Source organism: Vibrio sp. SCSIO 43009 (genome assembly GCF_023716525.1).
In the GTDB taxonomy this organism is placed as follows: Bacteria; Pseudomonadota; Gammaproteobacteria; order Enterobacterales; family Vibrionaceae; genus Vibrio; species Vibrio alginolyticus.
In genome coordinates this window covers 575,837-595,971 of record NZ_CP071843.1, presented here as the reverse complement: position 1 = coordinate 595,971, position 20,135 = coordinate 575,837, and the positions used below count along the sequence as shown (strand labels likewise).

Here is a 20,135-nt window from a genome sequence, read left to right as displayed (position 1 = left end):
ACTAAGAAAACCATGTAAACCACTATTTCAAGCCAAGAAATGGGACTTATTCGAAGTATGGTATGCGCTCACTACGTAAAATCAGATAATTAACGTAAGTGGTTTCTAAGCAGTCTTGCTCCCACAACGAGAGAATCCGCTTGGTGGCAAAGTAGTAATCTTTGTTACGCAGTAGCACGCCCACCGTACGGCTGAGCTGCTCAAAGCGCTGCTGCTCATTAGCAGAAATGTAATTGTCTTCATTCTGAATGATGGGCGCCAATCCATCGGCAAACCAATTGTTCAGAATTTCACGCATCTCTAGTTCTGACTCCGGCACATCGATACTCGACAACTCACGATGCTGTGGTGGTGGCACTATGTACTTCGATGCTTTTGGCGAACTGACATAACGGTACATGTCGCTCCTCCTTGTAAATGACTCTTATACCCAAGTGACTTCAAGATGCAAGATTCAGAGCGTTGTCATTGATTCGGGGTCAAGGAAAACAACGCAGCGTAATAGTCAGCTCTTTCCAAGTTGTTTGACACAGAAGCCGAGTCAATGACACGCTCCCGAAGGGCGAGCTGTCTTGGTTTGTATACTTTGTTGTCGATTCTTGATTTAGACCCACTAGACCTTTAAATCGCCGCCGCGTCTACAAACCAAGCCATTCTCGCTGAACCTAACATCTCGAGGTTACTGGGGTATAAACTAGCTAAGAATACTTTTTTCAATTTCCAAGTTTTTTTCTACAGCTCATAGAAAGAAGCCCAACAAAAAAGCCATGCAAAGTAGGCTCTGCATGGCTTTGGTTCGGGCAGCAATGACACTGCCCTTGTCTAGGACTGGTTACATTGAGCTTTGATCGAAATCGTTGCCTTGGTCAGTACCCGTTTGAGTATCCGAGTCGAAGCTGCCAGAGTCATCCGTGAAGTCAACACCTTGGTCTTGACCTCCCGCACTTGTCCAGTCGCTGCCGCCAGATTCCATACCCGCCATATCTGGTTGCTGATCTTGAGCAGAACCTTGCATGGTGTATTGATCATCGACTTCAACTTCAACTGTGCCACTCGCACCTTCTACTGCGCTGCCCAATTCGTCGTAACCTTGGAATTGGATTTCGCTCGTACCTTCGTAACCTTCTGGTAAGTCAACCGATACTGGTTGGTTCAGGTTGCCACTTAATGTGAAGCTGCCATCGCCATTATCCAGTGCGTTGCTTACTGATGCACCATCAGGTAGACCGGACATTTCTGCATAATCCACCGATTCGTTACCACTGACCTCATCTGGAACCGAGATAGAAATGGTATCGCCTGGTGCTGCAGTCACATCAGCTGCGCTCTCCTCTTCACTGTCTGCACCGTTTGCTGCTTGCTCTTCAAGCTGTTGCGCTTCGCCGACTTGCTGCTCTGATGATGCTTGAGCAGTTTGGATTTGTGGCTCGTCGCTTTGCGCTGAATCGTCCGCAACTTGGATGCTCAGATTCTGAGTCGATACTTCACCGTTATCGTTAACCTGAACATCCATAGCCAAATTGCCATCGAAGTCATCGTTCGGCCAGTATGTCCACTCTTCATCACCTGATTTCGCGAAGAAACCAGCATCGTTTGCATCGGCGACATCCAACACTTCTGCTGAAGGGCTAATGCCAAGTTCATCAATCAACTGTGCTTCCGTTAGTGTTAGTGAACCATCATCAGCCAGTGCGTAGCCTTCGCTGGTTGTGGTTTCACCTTCACCTTGGATGTCGACATTAAAGAAGCTCTCAATGCGGTTTTCACCGTCAGTTGCAATGAAGCCAACTTGAACATCTCCGGTGTAGCCTTCTGCTGGTGTGAATTGGTAGTTACCTTGGTTATCGGTCTCTATCACACCTTGACCTTCCATTAGGCTCACTGACTCAATGCTCAAGCTGTCGCCTTCTGCATCGCTCAAGGTCGATAGCATGTCATCATTGGTGAACGACAAGGTGCCATCCGCTGCCATTTCTGTGGTAGAAATGCTGTCGATTTCTGGTGAAGCATTCTCTTGTGGCGCATCTTCTTTCACGACCACACCTGTTTGCTCATCATGAAGCACACCGTCTTTATCAATCACGTAAGCGATATCCGCTTCACCAGTAAAGCCTGGTGCTGGATTGAATGTCCATGTGCCATCACCGTTATCGACTATTTCACCTTGGTTGCGATCAGCTAGGTGAACGAATTTCACTTCATCACCCGCGTCAGCGTCCACATTCTCTGCCAATCCGATTAGGTCATCTGCGGTTAGTATAACTGGCTCACCCGCTAGGGTTTCGAAGTCACCTGAATCGATGCCATCTTCGAACTCTTCTGGCTCGTCACCATAATCCACCGTTGTTGCGGTCACGGTTACGAAGAACTCGCCATTAAAGTCAGCCGGAGGCGTCATTTGCAGGTCTGAGATATCCCACTCGTTCAAGTCGATGTATTGACCCGGTTCCGTGATGGTAACGGTGTTCAAACCATCCGTAACTTCGAAGCCAACAGGGAAACCAGTCATCACTAGGTTACTTAGCGTTTCTGAATCGTCGATTAGACCGACATTCAAGCCTAGGTGACCTGTTTCGTCCTCACCGAAGACTAACGGACCATCATGGTCGGTTGTGATGACTGCGCCATCGGCAACAGGGCGAACAAACACTGGTACATCAAGTACCGTCTCAAACTCACCGTCACTTACCACAACTTGCAAGTCAGAAACCCCTGCAAAATCGCCAGTCGGTGTGAATGTCCAAGTACCGTCACCGTTGTCCGTTACCTCACCACCATCTTCACCTTCTGCGGTGATAATGCGTGATACGACTAGGTTTTCAGTGTCGATATCGCCGAACAAGTTCATCAAGTCGCCAGCGTCGAAGGTGAATGCGCCATCCTCGTCGGTTGCCATAAAGGCATTACCCACATTGAATGGAGCATCGTTGACTGGAATAACATCCACATTCAACGAGCCTTCAACCACTTCTTCACCATCCGTCGCGGTGTAGCCCAGTTCCACCAAACCATTGAAGTCTTGAGTGGTCACCAAGTGGTACATACCATCTGGCTGCTGAGTTAATGTCGCGTTTGCAGGAGCACGAACCGTGATGCTTTCTACGCTGATTTCGTCACCATCAAGATCCGTAACTTGATCAGCGATGTAAGCTGGGTCAATCACCATGACCACATCTTCTTCGCCTTGCATCTGGATGGTTGGCGCTTCTGGTGCATCGTTAACCGCTTCGACGTTTAGATTGCCTTCAACCGGCGTAACTAAATCACCATCGCTGACGCCGAACGACATTGGCACATCACCATTGAAGTTCTCAGCCGGAGTGAATGACCAAGTACCATCACCGTTGTCTAGCAAGTCACCGTATTGCTCATCAATCACTAAGTCGACAGCAGACAGTTCGTCGTAGGTGTTATCGATGTCTGTCGCGTTAGCAAGCAACATGTCCTGCGTGATAAGAATGGTGGTATCTTCGGTGCCAGCAATATTCACTGGCGTTGATTGCGGCGCATCGTTAATTGGGTTCACCGTTAGGTCAACGCCCACTTCCACGCTCGCACCATCGTTATCAATCAAGTCGAAACTTAGGTCGATATCGCCATTGAAGTTCGCATCAGGCGTAATCGTAAAGCTACCATCTTGGTTCTCAATAACGGTTGCATTGGCTACCGCGGTTAAGTTCACTGCTTCTAGATTATCGCTGTCGACGTCACCCGCTTGAGCCAGTAACTGCTCTTGACTCAATGTGATTGAACCGTCTTCATCGACGCTGTAAGCCAAATCGCCAGATACCGGAGCATCGTTGACTGGCAATACATCAATGTTCGCGTTGGTTGTCGCAGTTGCACCGTCTTCATCAGCCACTACTACATCTAGACTTACGCCACCGTTGAAGTTTTCATTTGGTGCGAAGCTATAAGTGCCATCGTCATTCGCCGTTAGAATGCCGTCGCTACCACTGTAAGAGACGCTTTCTAGGCTTACGTCACCTTCCACATCGCTTGATTGCGCTAGCAGTTGCTCTTCCGTGAAGATAATAACTTCGTCTTCATTGACAGAGTAACTTGTCGCACCTGCGATTGGTGGATCGTTCACCTCAAGTACCGTAATACCCGCGGTGGTTGAATCCGTCGCACCGTCTTCATCTACCACAACAACATCTAGGCTCACTTCACCATTGAAGTTCTCGTTTGGCGAGAAGGTGTAAGTACCGTCACCGTTGTCTTGGAACACGCCATCTACGCCGCTGTAGCTGACGCTGTCGATTGCTACTTCGCCTTCGACGTCAGATGAGTTAGCCAATAGTTGTTCGTTACTGATGGTGATCGAATTATCTTCATGCACCGTGTAAGACGTGCTGCCTGCTACTGGTGGATCGTTCTCTGGCGTCACGCTTACGTCGATATTTGCGGTCACGGTATCCGTGCCATCAGAAACATCGAAGGTAAAGTTCACGTCGCCATTGAAGTTTTCGTTTGGCGCGAAGCTGTATGTGCCATCACCATTGTCAGTTAGGACACCGTCAGCACCTGTGTAAGTCACGCCTTCAACAGTTAGGTTGTCACCTTCTACATCCGTCGCGCCTGTTAACAAGTCTGCGTCTGTGAAGGTAAGAAGACCGTCCTCACCCACTGTGAACGCTTGATCTTCTGGCTGTGGTAGGTCGTTAACTGGATTAACCGTTAGATCTGCCGTCGCGACCAAGGTGTCAGAACCATCACTGATATCAAACGTGATATCAATGTCACCATTGAAGTTCGCATCAGGCGTAATGGTAAAGCTGCCATCATCGTTTGCAGTAACCGTTGCATCACCGTCAACCACTAGGTTGGAAGCAGTTAGTGCATCACCTTCTACATCCGTTGCTTGTGCCAACAATTGTTCTTGGCTTAGCGTGATTGAGTTGTCTTCGTCGACACTGTAAGCCAAGTCACCCGATACTGGCGCATCATTGATTGGCAGAACATCAATGTTTGCCGTCGTCGATGCGGTCGCACCATCTTCGTCCACGACTACAACATCAAGATTCACTTCACCATTGAAGTTTTGGTTTGGTGCAAAGCTAAACGTACCATCACCATTGTCGGTAAAGATACCTTCGCTGCCACTGTAGCTCACGCTATCTAGTGCTACCTCACCTTCAATATCGGAAGAGTTTGCCAACAACTGTTCTGCGCTGATGGTGATAACTTCATCTTCATCAATGGTGTAACTGGTTGTACCTGCGATTGGTGGATCGTTCACCTCAAGAACGGTAATACCCGCTGTTGTTGTATCAACCGCGCCGTCCTCGTCAACCACGACAACATCTAGGCTAACATCGCCTGTAAAGTTTTCGTTTGGTGAGAAGGTGTAAGTACCATCGCCATTAATTTCTAGCACACCGTCGTTACCGCTGTAGCTCACGCTGCTGATCGCAACATCACCCTCGATATCAGACGAATTAGCCAGTAGTTGCTCGTCACTGATGGTGATCGAGTTGTCTTCATGCACTGTGTAAGACGTGCTGCCCGCAACTGGTGGATCGTTCTCTGGCGTAACTGTTACATCGATATTTGCCGTCACGGTATCCGCGCCATCGGAAACATCGAAAGTGAAGTTCACATCGCCATTGAAGTTCTCATTCGGTGCGAAGCTGTAAGTGCCGTCACCATTGTCGGTGAGAACACCGTCTGCACCTGTGTAAGTCACGCCTTCAACTGTTAGGTTGTCACCTTCTACATCCGTCGCGCCTGTTAACAAGTCAGCATCGGTGAAGGTAAGAAGACCGTCCTCACCCACAGTGAACGCTTGATCTTGTGGCTCTGGTGCGTCATTGACTGGCGTTACCGTTAAGTCGAGACCAGCCGCAACCACTTCTTCGCCATCCGTGACATCGTAACTAAACTCAATGTCACCGTAGAAGTTCTCGCTCGGAGTAATGGTGAAGCTGCCATCCTCGTTCATTTCAACCGTTGCATTTTCATCATTGGTGCTCAGGTTGATTGCGCTCAGATCGTCACCATCAATATCAACAGCGTGCTCCAGTAACTGCTCTTGAGTCAGCGTAATGCTGTTGTCTTCAGCAGTTACCGCAGTGATATCACCCGTCACTTCTGGTGCATCATTGGTTGGCGAGATATGAATCGTCACATCTTGCGTCGCTGTCGCCGTGGTTCCGGTATCTACATCCGTAGAGGTTGCATTCACGGTTAGCGTCACATCGCCATTGAAGTCCGCAGAAGGGATAAACTCTAGTCCTTCTAGCTCGCCTGGTTGTAGTGACCAAGTGCCGTCGCCATTATCAACACCCGCTGATAATGCGCTGCCTTCTGGCACATCTTCAATCAAGATAGCGAGGTTTTCTGAGCCATCGGTATCGGTCAATGCTGCATCGATATCAAGCGGCACAGGTGTATCTTCGGTACCAATGATTTGGTAATCCGCATCCGCTACCGTGATTTCGATGTTGTCGATACCGAACGATTCATCCCAAACGTCTTGATTCAAGGTTGAGCCGAAGCCCAGTTGCAATTCACCATCCTCGACAGGAACCGTTAGGTTGATTTGGTGAGCTTGGTCATTCCAACCACTGAAGCCTTCACGTTGAGAGGCTCCGTGGATCACTTCACCCACTTCATTACCATCTGAGTCGTAAAGCGTTGTCGTACCATCTTGAGTACGGAACGCGGAGTTTTCCAAGGTGGTTAGCTGTTCACCGCCCACAAAGATTTGGAACGACTCGCCATCCCAAGAATCGATTTCGTAGAAGCTAAATGAGATATTCACTTCATTGACATCGCTTGGGATCTCGTAGGTTTTGCTGACCGCTTCATCACCGCCAGTGCCACCAATACGACCCAGCATATCGCCCGTTTCGAAGCCTTGAGAGCTTTCAGTGTTCGCGTTCCAACCGTTCGAGCCAGACTCGAAGTTATCAGACGCAATCACCAAGTCTGAAGCAATAGACAGCTCTGGCATATCAACCACAGATTGAACATCAATGTTCGCTTCTGCTGGCACGGTTGCGGTGCCATCGTTGACGTCAAACGTCACGTTCACGTTGCCATCGAAGTTTTCGTTTGGTGCGAAGGTGTACGTGCCGTCACCGTTATCAACCAAAGTACCGCTGTCAGAAGCAACGTTTTCAACCGTTAGGTTATCACCATCGATATCACCTGCATTTTGCAGCAGTTGCTCTTCGGTGAAGGTGAAGCTTGTGTCTTCTTGCGTGACGAACTGTGGCTGACCAACCGTTGGTAGGTCGTTCACTGGGTTCACAGTCAGATCGGCAGTGGCTTGAATGGTCGCATCGCCGTCCGTAATGTCGAAGCTCAGATCAATGTCGCCATTGAAGTCCGCATCCGGTGTGATAGTGAAGCTGCCGTCATTATTCGCAACAACGGTCGCATTGCCGTCAACAGTGAGGTTAGATGCCGTTAGGTCATCGCCATCCACGTCGCCGGCTTGAGCAAGAAGCTGCTCTTGGCTTAGCGTGATAGAACCGTCTTCATCCACGCTGTATGCCAAATCACCTGATACTGGCGCATCATTGATTGGCAATACATCGATGCTTGCATTGGTTGACGCAGTTGCACCGTCTTCATCAACAACGACAACATTTAGGCTAACATCACCGTTGAAGTTTTCGTTTGGTGCGAAGCTGAATGTACCGTCGCCGTTGTCAGTAAAGATACCGTCGGAGCCGCTGTAGCTGACGCTATCAATCGCGACATCACCTTCAACGTCAGAAGCATTCGCCAATAGCTGCTCAGAGCTAATGGTGATGACTTCATCTTCGTTCACTGAGTAGCTGGTCGCGCCTGCGATTGGTGGATCGTTCACCTCAAGTACCGTAATACCTGCGGTGGTTGAATCCGTCGCACCGTCTTCATCGACAACCACAACGTCAAGGCTCACTTCACCATTGAAGTTCTCGTTTGGCGAGAAGGTGTAAGTGCCGTCACCATTGTCTTGGAACACGCCATCTGCGCCACTGTAGCTGACACTATCAATCGCGACTTCGCCTTCGACGTCAGATGAGTTAGCCAATAACTGCTCGTTACTGATGGTGATCGAATTGTCTTCGTGTACGGTGTAAGACGTGCTGCCTGCCACTGGTGGATCATTCTCTGGCGTCACGCTTACGTCGATATTTGCGGTCACGGTATCCGTGCCGTCAGAAACATCGAAGGTAAAGTTCACGTCGCCATTGAAGTTCTCGTTTGGCGCGAAGCTGTAAGTGCCATCACCGTTGTCGGTTAGGACACCATCTGCACCAGTGTAGCTCACACCTTCTACCGATAGGTCATCGCCATCGATATCCGTTGCGCCATCAAGCAGATCTTCATCAGTGAACAGCAAGACGCCATCTTCACCAATGGTGAACGCTTGATCTTCTGGCTGTGGTAGGTCGTTAACTGGATTAACCGTCAGGTCAGCCGTTGCAACAATAGTGTCGCTGCCGTCCGTAATGTCGAAGCTCAGATCAATGTCGCCATTGAAGTCTGCATCCGGTGTGATTGTGAAGCTGCCGTCATCGTTTGCAACAACGGTCGCATTGCCGTCAACAGTCAGGTTGGATGCAGTTAGGTCATCACCATCCACGTCGCCTGCTTGTGCAAGAAGTTGCTCTTGGCTGAGAGTGATAGAACCATCTTCATCCACGCTGTAAGCCAAATCACCTGATACCGGAGCATCATTGACAGGAAGAACATCGATGTTGGCATTGGTTGCTACCGTTGCACCATCTTCATCGGTCACAACAACATCTAGACTGACGTCACCGTTGAAGTTTTCGTTTGGTGCGAAGCTGAATGTGCCATCGCCGTTGTCAGTAAAGATACCGTCGGAGCCGCTGTAGCTGACGCTATCAATCGCAACTTCACCTTCAACATCAGAAGCGTTCGCCAATAGCTGTTCAGAGCTAATGGTGATGACTTCGTCTTCGTTCACTGAGTAGCTAGTCGCACCTGCGATTGGTGGATCGTTCACCTCAAGAACAGTAATGCCAGCGGTGGTTGAGTCCGTCGCACCGTCTTCATCTACTACGACAACATCTAGGCTCACTTCGCCATTGAAGTTCTCGTTTGGCGAGAAGGTGTACGTACCGTCACCATTGTCTTGGAACACACCATCTGTGCCGCTGTAGCTCACGCTATCAATCGCCACTTCGCCTTCTATATCAGACGAGTTAGCCAACAGCTGTTCGTTACTGATGGTGATCGAGTTGTCTTCATGCACTGTGTAAGATGTGCTACCTGCCACTGGTGGATCGTTCTCTGGTGTGACTGTCACATCGATATTCGCAGTCACGGTGTCCGTGCCATCGGAAACATCGAAGGTGAAGTTCACATCACCATTGAAGTTCTCATTCGGTGCGAAGCTATATGTACCATCGCCATTGTCAGTTAGGACACCGTCCGCGCCTGTGTAAGTGACACCTTCTACCGATAGATCATCGCCATCGATGTCCGTTGCACCATCCAACAGGTCTTGATCAGTGAAGGTCAACACGCCATCTTCACCAATGGTGAACGCTTGATCTTCTGGCTGCGGCAAATCATTAACTGGGTTAACGGTTAGGTCCGCCGTTGCAACAATAGTATCGCTGCCGTCGTTGATATCGAACGTGATATCAATGTCGCCATTGAAGTTCGCATCTGGCGTGATAGTGAAGCTACCATCGTCGTTTGCCGTAACCGTTGCATCACCGTCAACCACTAGGTTAGACGCAGTCAGCGCATCACCTTCTACATCCGATGCTTGAGCAAGTAGCTGCTCTTGGCTTAGCGTAATTGAATTGTCTTCATCAACGCTGTACGCCAAGTTACCAGATACAGGTGCATCATTGATTGGTAAGACATCGACTGTGATGTAAGTATCAACCCCTGCGCCATCTTCATCGCGAATGGTCACATCCAACTGTACTTGACCGTTGAAGTTTTCATTCGGTGCAAAGCTACAAGTACCATCACCGTTTACTGAGAAGATGCCATCTGGACCGTCGTAGCTGATGCCTACTAGCTCAACATCCCCTTCAACATCCGAAGCATTCAGTAGCACTTGCGATTCACTGAAGGTTAGAACTTGGTCTTCATCGATAGTGTATGCGGTAGGACCTGCGATTGGTGGGTCATTTACCTCAATCACAGTAATGCCTGCAGTGGTCGAGTCCGTTGCACCATCTTCATCGACAACGACAACATCTAGGCTCACCTCGCCGCTGAAATTTTCGTTTGGTGAGAAGGTGTACGTACCATCACCGTTGATTTCCAGCACGCCATCGTTACCGCTGTAGCTCACGCTATCAATCGCCACTTCGCCTTCTATATCAGACGAGTTAGCCAACAGCTGTTCGTTACTAATGGTAATCGAATTGTCTTCATGAACGGTGTAAGCCGTGCTGCCTGCAACCGGTGGATCGTTCTCCGGCGTCACGCTTACGTCGATATTCGCCGTCACGGTATCCGTGCCATCGGAAACATCGAAAGTGAAGTTCACGTCGCCATTAAAGTTCTCGTTTGGTGCGAAGCTATATGTGCCATCACCATTGTCAGTAAGAACACCGTCCGCCCCTGTGTAAGTGACGCCCTCAACAGATAAGTCATCCCCTTCAATATCGGTAGCGCCTGTTAGGAGATCCGCATCAGTAAAGGTCAGCACACCATCTTCACCAATGGTGAACGCTTGATCTTGTGGTTCAGGCGCATCGTTAACTGGTGACACCAATAACTCAAGGTTGGTTGAGACAACATCATCGCCGTCAGACACATCGAACGTAAAGGTGATGTCACCATTAAAGTCCGCATCTGGCGTTAAGGTGTAAGTACCGTCACCATTGTCTGTGATGGTGATATTTTCATCATCCGTTGCCAAGTTCAGTGCTGTCAGTTGGTCTCCATCCAAGTCACGCGCATTAGCGAGCAAATCTTCTTGCGTGATTAGGATTGAACCATCTTCTTCAACCACAGCAGAAACAGGCAATGCTTCAGGCGTATGTTCAATGTGAGCACCCGTTGCATTGACGTAGATGGTTTGAGAAACGGTTTCAGAATCATTATTTGATAGCTCTGTCGCCGTTGCCGTTACATTGATTTCTAACTGTTGGTTAAAGTCTTCTGGCAATTGAATCTGTAGCTCTTGTTCAATTGCTGTGGTTGGAAGCGTTACAGAACCATCTGGACCGACTGTTACTTCACCACTGTAGATCTGGCTGTTCACTTCACCTACATCAATGGTGAAGTTGAAGTCACTATAATCGGCATCGCCGCCACCGTAGAGATCTTCAAAGCCGTAAACCAGTTCACCGTCTTCGTTCACAGTAGTTCGAGTATGTTCAATGCCATCTTGGTTGAGCTCTGAGCTTGTGCCGCCATGGAAGACTGCATCACCAAATTGGCTTTGAATCACGGTTTCAGAACCATCAGCACCCACAAACACGAGTTGTGGGTCGACCGTATCCATGTTCGCAGGAGAGCCATCTGCCGCACGGAACTCATACTGACCATCTTGCATGGACGCAAAGTCATTGAAGTTATGACCGTTAGGAATCAAGAATAGGTTGAAGCTTTCCCCTTCCGAGATTTGGAAGCTGAACTGATCTTGTCCCGGAATGAGGTCACCGCCTCCGCCAACTTGAGAGGCGTTTTCGTACACCACTTCAACGCCCGTGATATTGCCGTCTTCATCAACTTTGTAATAGCCAGCTGCGTTTTGGTAACCCGCGGTTTCACCTTCAAAGGTAACCGTGATTTCAGTATCATTGAAACTGGTGATACCGTTGTCTTGATCGTTAAGTACCCCTTCGTTGTCGTAGCTGATCACTGAACCTTCTGGAACACCATCAACGGTCACAGTCAGCGTTTCTGACAAGTCTTGGTCAACCAATGCTGCGGCGATGTTCACTTCAACAATACCGCCTGGCTCAACCAAGATCGCTTGGTCATCCACGTTTCGACCGTCGCCATCAGTGATGACTAGGTCTGGCGCATCTGCTACGGCTTCGATATGGACATTAATGTCTTGTTCAACTTCATCCGTACCGTCAGAAACCGTAAAGCTGAACTGTAAGTCACCACTGAAGTGCTCTTCTGGTACGAAGCTAAATGTACCGTCACCGTTGTCCGTTACAGTACCTTCATCACCCGAGTAGTTAATGCTCGTAACAGTGAGGTCATCACCATCAATATCAATCGCGCCACTTAGCAGATCTTCTTGCGTGAACAGGATGCTGCCATCCTCTTCAATGTGGTACATGCCAGGTGCAACAATTGGAATGTCATTAACTGGGTTCACCGTCAATGTCATTTCATTGGCAACACTCAATTCACCGTCGCTCACTTCATAAGTAAACTCGATGTCTCCATTGAAGTGCTGTGAAGGTGTAACGGTAAAGGTGCCGTCGCCGTTATCCACGATAGAGGCATTCGGATCATTGGTTTCTAGTGCCGTTGCGTATAGGTCATCACCATCTTGATCGCTAGCGTTTTCAAGCAGCATTTCTTGTGTCACGAGAATAGAACCATCCTCGTCCACGTCTGCCACGATTGGTGCTGCTTCTGGTGCGTCGTTGACGAACTCAACTTTCAAGTCGATGTTTGCCGCCACCACATCGGTGCCATCGCTTACATCAAACGTGAGGTCAACATTACCAAAGAAGCCCTGCTCTGGCGTTAACGTGTAAGTGCCATCGCCATTGTCTGTCACTTGAACCGTGTCGCTTAAACTCGTCACGTTCACAACAGATAAGTCATCGCCTTCGATGTCCGTCGCTTGAGCCAGCAGCTCTGCTTCAGTAATCGTGATGGCTTCGCCGTCTTCTGTGGTGAAGGACAAATCAGGCACATCTGGCAGGTCGTTCACTGGATTAACGGTAAGGTTTAGATCCGCGGCGACGGTTTCAATCGCGTCAGTTACGTCATAAGTAAATTCAATTTCACCAAAGAAGTTTTCGCTCGGTGTAATCGTGAAGCTACCATCAGCGTTCTCAACGATGGTTGCATTAGGATCGTTGGTCGACAGGTTCACCGCTTCAAGGTTGTCACCATCCACGTCCGTCGCGTTCGCTAACAAGTCTTCTTGAGTGATGGTAATTGAGCCATCTTCATCGACGACCGCATCAACAGGACCGCTGACCTCTGGACCTTCGTTGACGATCTCAACATCGATCTTCGCTGTGCTTGGTGCACTTGCTTGACCGTCGCTGATGTCGAAGGTCAGGTTCACTTCACCGTAGAAGTTCGAAGTTGGCTCGAAGGTAAAGGTGTTGTCGCCGTTGTCTGTCAACGTACCTTGTGACTGGTCAACAAGCAGCAGGTTCTCGATATGCAGAATGTCGCCATCCACATCAGTCGCACCTGATAACAGGTCTTTTACTTCGATGATGATGGTGCCGTTTTCTAGCATTTGAGTATGCAGCGGCGCACCAGGAACTGGCACATCGTTGACTGGAATAACGGTCAGATCTAGATGGGTATCGACTTCATCGGTGCCATCGAAGACTTTGTAATCGATGTCGACTTCACCATTGAAGTTTTCATTCGGCATAAAGGTGTAAGTGCCGTCGCCATTGTCGACAAGCTCACCGTTATCACCGCTGTAAGAGATATCAGAGATAGACAGCGCATCGCCTTCCACGTCACTTGCATTGGCAAGCAAATCATCCGCGCTAAACGTAATGCCCACATCCTCATCAGTCGACAACACAATCGGACCAGAAACAATTGGTGCATCGTTTACTGCTTCAAAGTTGATGTTGATGATGTTGTCGTCAGTGAGTTCACCATCTGTAACTTGGTAACCAAGCTCAATCTCACCGTAGAAGTTCTCATCTGGTGTGACTGTCCATGTACCATCGCCGTTGTCGGTTAACGTAGCGTGCTCCGCGTTATCCCCCACCAGCTCTAGGTTTTGAATATCAAGAACATCGCTATCGATATCACTCGCTTGTGCTAAAAGCTGTTCTTCTGTGATTACCACAGAGGCAAACTGCGTAGAACCTTCGGTATCGATGGTCACATTTGGCAGGTCAGCGGTCAGTTCGATTTCACTGTCACCTTCACGGATATTCAGTTCTACCGTTTCAGTGATTTCCGTGCCGTCCACGCCAATAGATGTGAACACCGCTTCATCATGACAAGTTTGCGAAACCGTCATGTTTTGAACCACGTAAGTACCGTTACCTTGAATCGTTCCTAACTCAAAGTAAGACACTGGCTCGTTCACCGTTAGGGTGTAATCCGTCTCATAGCTACCACGATCTTCTTTGTGGTAAGTCATCGAGTCGATCAAGTCACCATCAGAGTTAAACGCGCGAATTTCGACTTCGGTAAAGTGGCGAGACTCTTCCATAAACCAGCCGCCTAGACCATCTAGGTGGAAGCTGATTTCGTTGATGTCTTGACCTTCAACGGTCACAGTCAGTTTTTCATCACCGCTCAAGCCTTGGCGGTCAGTATCGCCAATACCGTGACCAATGTGTGTTTTACCATTCCACGCACCGAGTGGGTCATCATTACTTTGAACGGTAACTTTCAAATCACCATCAACAAACTCACGTGTGTAAGGGTCAACAGCAGTACCCCAATCATCAAGGCTAGCGTTGTCGTCTAAGGTACCAATTTGACTCGTATGCGTACCGTTCGCCAATGCATCATCATTTGGAATGAAGCGCACTTCCGTGTCTGCAGGAACCTCCTGCCCGACTTCTAGCTGTACCCATTCGTCATTTAGATTTGCTTCAATGATGCCATTTTCAGGGGCTTGGTCGAGACGTAACGCAGGCTCTTCACGCAGAGAAACACCCACGGTTTGGTCTTCTTCTGCTTGAATAAAGATCTCGTCGCCCGCTTCTGGCGCATCGTTGACAGGATTAACGGTCAGATCCAACGTGGTCAGAACATCATTTTCGCCATCGCTGATGTTGTAAGTGAAGTCCAACTCACCGTTAAAGTTTTCCGTATGCGTAATCGTGAATGAACCATCATCGTTGGCTACGATCGTCGCATCTGGGTCATTGGTTTGTAGATTGCTGGCAACAAGGTCATCACCTTCAATGTCTGTCGCATTCGCAAGCAACTGTTCTTGCGTGATGGTGATGGCGTTATCTTCATCCACCTCCGCTTGAATGCCTGATGTTTCAGGTGCGTCATTCACCGCGATAACATCGATGCCTGCGGTTGTCGTATCCGTTGCACCATCTTGGTCAATAACCGTAACGTCGAGCGAAATGTTACCGTCAAAGTTCTCATTTGGCGTGAAGGTATATGTGCCGTCGCCATTGTCCACGAAGCTACCGTCGTTACCAGAGTAGCTAACATTCGCCAAGGCTACGTCGCCTTCCACATCAGAAGAGTTGGCTAGCAACTGCTCGTCACTAATGGTAATTTGACCATCTTCTTGAACCGTGTAAGACGTAGAACCTGCCACCGGTGGATCGTTCACTGGTGTCACGCTGACATCAATGAATGCTGGTGTTGAACCTGTGCCGTCAGACACATCGAATGTGAACTGAACATCACCGTTGAAGTTCTCATTCGGCGCGAAGCTGTAAGTGCCATCGCCATTGTCGGTAAGCACACCATCCGCACCTGTGTAGAGAACGTTTTCGATAGACAGATCATCGCCATCAATATCCGATGCGCCTTCCAATAGGTCTGCATCCGTGAACAGCAGGGTGCCATCTTCTTCTACCGTGAACTGTTGATCTTGCGCTTGTGGCAAGTCATTCACAGGATTAACCGTAATATCCAGACCAACTTGTACCGAGCCACCATCGTTATCAATGATATCGAAGGTCAGATCTAGGTCGCCGTTGTAGTTTTCATCCGGTGTGATGGTGTAACTGCCATCATCGTTGTATTGAATTGTCGCGTTGTCATCTGTCGATAGATTGATGGCTTCAAGGTTCTCGCTATCAATATCGCCCGCTTTGGCAAGCAGCTGCTCTTGGCTTAGCGTGATTGAGCTGTCTTCGTTGATGGTGTAAGCCAAATCACCCGATACTGGTGGATCGTTGATTGGCAATACGTCGACATTGATGTGCGTATCAACGGTTGCCCCGTTCTCATCTTGAATGGTCACATCCAACTGAACTTGACCATTGAAGTTCTCGTTTGGTGCAAAGCTGCAAGTACCATCGCCATTGACGGTAAAGATACCATCCGAGCCTTCATAACTGATGCCAACAAGCTCTACATCGCCCTCGATATCAGATGCGTTGGCAAGAATTTGTGACTCACTGAATGTCAGTACTGAATCTTCGTCAACCGTGTAAGACGTTGGACCGGCAACTGGAGGATCATTCACTTCAATGACCGTAATGCCTGCGGTCGTTTCGTCAATCGCACCTTGCTCATCCGCCACAATCACATCAAGGCTGATATCACCACTGAAGTTCTCATTCGGCATGAAGGTGTAAGTACCGTCACCGTTGTCTTGGAATACGCCATCGGTGCCTGAATAGGTCACGCTATCGATGGACACCGCGCCTTCCACATCCGAAGAGTTAGCCAGAAGCTGCTCGTCGGAAATGGTAATTGCGTTGTCTTCATCAACCGTGTAAGACGTAGAACCCGCAACCGGAGGATCGTTCACTGGAGTGACGCTCACGTCCACATTTGCTGGTACGGTTTCAGTACCGTCAGAAACACCAAAGCTAAAGCTGACGTCTCCGTTAAAGTTTTCATTTGGAGCAAAGGTGTAAGTACCATCGCCGTGGTCAGTCAACACACCATCGCTGCCAGTGTAGCTAATGCCATCAACCGTTAAGTTATCGCCATCGATGTCGGTCGCGCCGGCAAGCAAGTCTGCATCGGTAAACTGAAGCGTGCCATCTTCTTCAACACTGAACTGCTGGTCTTGAGGAACAGGAAGATCGTTAACCGGATTAACCGTTAGATCCGCCGTTGCTTGGATAGTGTCTGTACCGTCCGTAATGTTGAATTGGATATCAATGTCACCATTAAAGTCCGCATCTGGTGTAATCGTGAAGCTGCCATCATCGTTCGCTGTAACGGTTGCGTTTCCATCGACCGTCAAATCGCTAGCAGTCAGGTCATCGCCCTCAATATCAGACGCTTGAGAAAGAAGCTGCTCTTGGCTGAGTGTAATCGCTCCATCTTCATCAACACTGTAAGCCAAATCACCCGATACTGGCGCATCATTGATTGGCAATACATTCACATTAATGACGGTATCAACTTCTGCTCCATCTTCATCTCGAATGGTCACATCAAGTTGAACTTGCCCGTTAAAGTTCTCGTTTGGCGCGAAGCTGCACGTGCCATCATCGTTAACGGTGAAAATGCCATCCGGACCATCGTAACTAATGCCAACAAGCTCTACATCGCCTTCCACATCAGAGGCATTCAGCAGCACTTGCGATTCACTGAAGGTCAGAACTGAATCTTCATCAATGGTGTAAGAAGTTGGTCCTGCGACTGGTGGATCGTTCACTTCCAGCACCGTAATGCCAGCAGTGGTGGCATCCGTTGCGCCTTCTTCATCAGCGACGACAACATCAAGCGTCACTTCACCATTAAAGTTTTCATTTGGAGAGAAGGTGTACGTGCCGTCACCATTGATTTGCAACACACCATCGCTGCCAGAGTAGCTCACGCTATCAATCGAGACATCCCCTTCTAAATCCGAAGAGTTTGCCAACAGCTGCGCGTCAGAAATGGTAATAGAATTGTCTTCGTGAACTGTGTAAGACGTTGAACCAGCCACAGGAGGATCATTCACCGGCGTGACGCTCACATCTACATTCGCTGAAACCGTATCTGTGCCATCAGACACGTCGAAACTGAAGTTCACATCGCCATTGAAGTTCTCATTTGGCGCAAAGCTATATGTGCCATCACCATTGTCAGTTAGAACGCCATCGGTGCCTTCATAGCTGATTCCCGTTACAGAAAGGTCATCGCCTTCAATGTCGGTAGCACCTGCAAGCAGATCCGCTTCAGTAAATTGCAGCGTGCCGTCCTCTTCCACACTAAATTGTTGGTCTTGAGGAACCGGCAGATCGTTGATTGGATTAACGGTTAGGTCAGCGGTTGCTTGAACGGTATTCGTGCCATCTGAGATATCGAAGCTGATGTCGATATCACCATTGAAATCTGCGTCTGGCGTGATAGTGAAGCTGCCATCGTCGTTTTGAGTCACCGTCGCATTGCCATCTACTGAAAGGTTAGACGCCGTCAGTGCATCGCCTTCCACATCGGAAGCTTGTGACAACAACTGCTCTTGGCTCAAACGAATCGAGCCATCTTCATCCACCGAGTAAGCAAGATTGCCTGATACTGGCGCATCATCGACAGGTGTAACGCTTACATCAATGTTGGCAGAAACCGTATCTGTGCCGTCGGACACATCAAAGCTGAAGTTCACATCACCATTGAAGTTTTCATTTGGCGCAAAAGTGTAAGTCCCATTACCGTTGTCGGTCAGGATGCCATCGCCACCGTCGTAGCTCACACCTTCAACGGTGAGGTTATCGCCTTCAATATCGGTAGCGCCAGTAAGCAGGTCTGCGTCCGTAAAGATCAGCGTGCCATCTTCTTCCACGCTAAACTGCTGGTCTTGAGGAACCGGCAAATCGTTGATTGGGTTAACGGTTAGATCAGCGGTTGCTTGAACGGTGTTCGTGCCATCTGAGATATCGAAGCTGATGTCGATATCTCCGTTGAAATCTGCGTCCGGCGTGATAGTGAAGCTACCATCGTCGTTTTGAGTCACCGTCGCGTTGCCATCTACCGAAAGGTTAGACGCCGTCAGTGCATCGCCTTCCACATCGGAAGCTTGCGACAACAACTGCTCTTGGCTCAAACGAATCGAGCCATCTTCATCCACCGAGTAAGCAAGATTGCCTGATACTGGTGCGTCATCGACAGGCGTAACACTGACATCAATGTTGGCAGAAACCATATCTGTGCCGTCGGACACATCAAAGCTGAAGTTCACATCACCATTGAAGTTTTCATTTGGAGCAAAAGTGTAAGTCCCATTACCGTTATCGGTCAGGATGCCGTCGCCACCATCGTAGCTCACACCTTCAACGGTTAGGTTGTCGCCTTCAATATCCGTTGCGCCAGCAAGCAGGTCAGCATCGGTGAAGATCAGCGTGCCGTCCTCTTCCACCTCAAAGGTTTTATCTTCAGGCACTGGTGCGTCATTGATTGGACGAACAGTTAAATCAATCGAGCTAGAAATGGTTTCTTGACCATCACTGATATCAAACGTTAAGCCGAGTTCACCATTAAAATCAGTATCAGGTGTGACGGTATAAGTGCCATCACCATTATCCACAACCGATGCATTAGCACCCACTTGCACGTTGAATGCGGCAAGATCATCGCCATCAACATCACTCGCGTATCCGAGAAGTTGTTCTTGAGTGAAGGTAATAGTGCCATCTTCATCCATGATGTATGCCAGATCTTGCCCTACTTCTGGCGCGTCATTTTCACCTTCGACTTTAATCTGGAACGTTTCGCTCGTAGTTTCGGAGTCGAAATCGTCTTCTACTTGCGTCGTAGTTTCTTCGCTGGTGTCTTGTACATCCACCGCGAAGCTCTCTTCAGTGGTTTCTGAATCTAGCTCGTCACCACCTTGAGAACCTTCAGAGTCTGAAGAAGCACTTGGCGCAGATGAAGTTTGTACCGCTTGTCCTTGCGCTTCATTGCCTTCTGCGTCCGAACCACCTTCAGAGCCAGAGGCATCACCACCACCGACCGCTTGGGCACCCGCCCCAGAATCCGAACCACCGCTGCCCAGAGCCTCGTCACCTGATTCTCCGCTAGAAGCTACACTATCAACAACATTGGATTGTGCAGCGTCAGAGTCGCTGCTACTTTCAGTATCCTCTTCTTGAACTGCGCCACCCGAGCTCACTGCTTCTTCTTCCGTACCCGCGCCACTAGGATTTTCTTCCATCGCACGATTGGCTTCATCAACAGCATCTGCACTTTCAGCACCAGTCGCTACAGTCGAAGAGACGGTCGACTGCTGTTTTTCTTCTTTTGTCCCCGTATCCTTCGTTTCTGTTTGCTCTACCGCATCGTTAAGCTTTTCATTGTCTTTTTCTTGATTAGTGTCGCCTGCCATTACAGCCTCCGTTGCTTTTTAGCTAACTGATCGTATTTAGAGGCAGTAAAGG

2 protein-coding genes are annotated in these 20,135 nt (G+C 48.9%); both read right to left on the bottom strand.

Translation table 11 applies throughout. From position 1 onward, the window contains the following. Window positions 1-46: 46 nt before the first annotated feature. On the bottom strand, window positions 47-400 hold the full coding sequence (locus J4N43_RS18270) for a hypothetical protein (protein ID WP_005375589.1): 354 nt from the start codon (window positions 398-400) through the stop codon (window positions 47-49). A 432-nt stretch (window positions 401-832) separates the two neighbouring features. Then, window positions 833-20,083, bottom strand: a complete 19,251-nt coding sequence (locus J4N43_RS18265; RefSeq protein WP_252094194.1) for a tandem-95 repeat protein — start codon at window positions 20,081-20,083, stop codon at window positions 833-835. Window positions 20,084-20,135 lie beyond the last annotated feature (52 nt).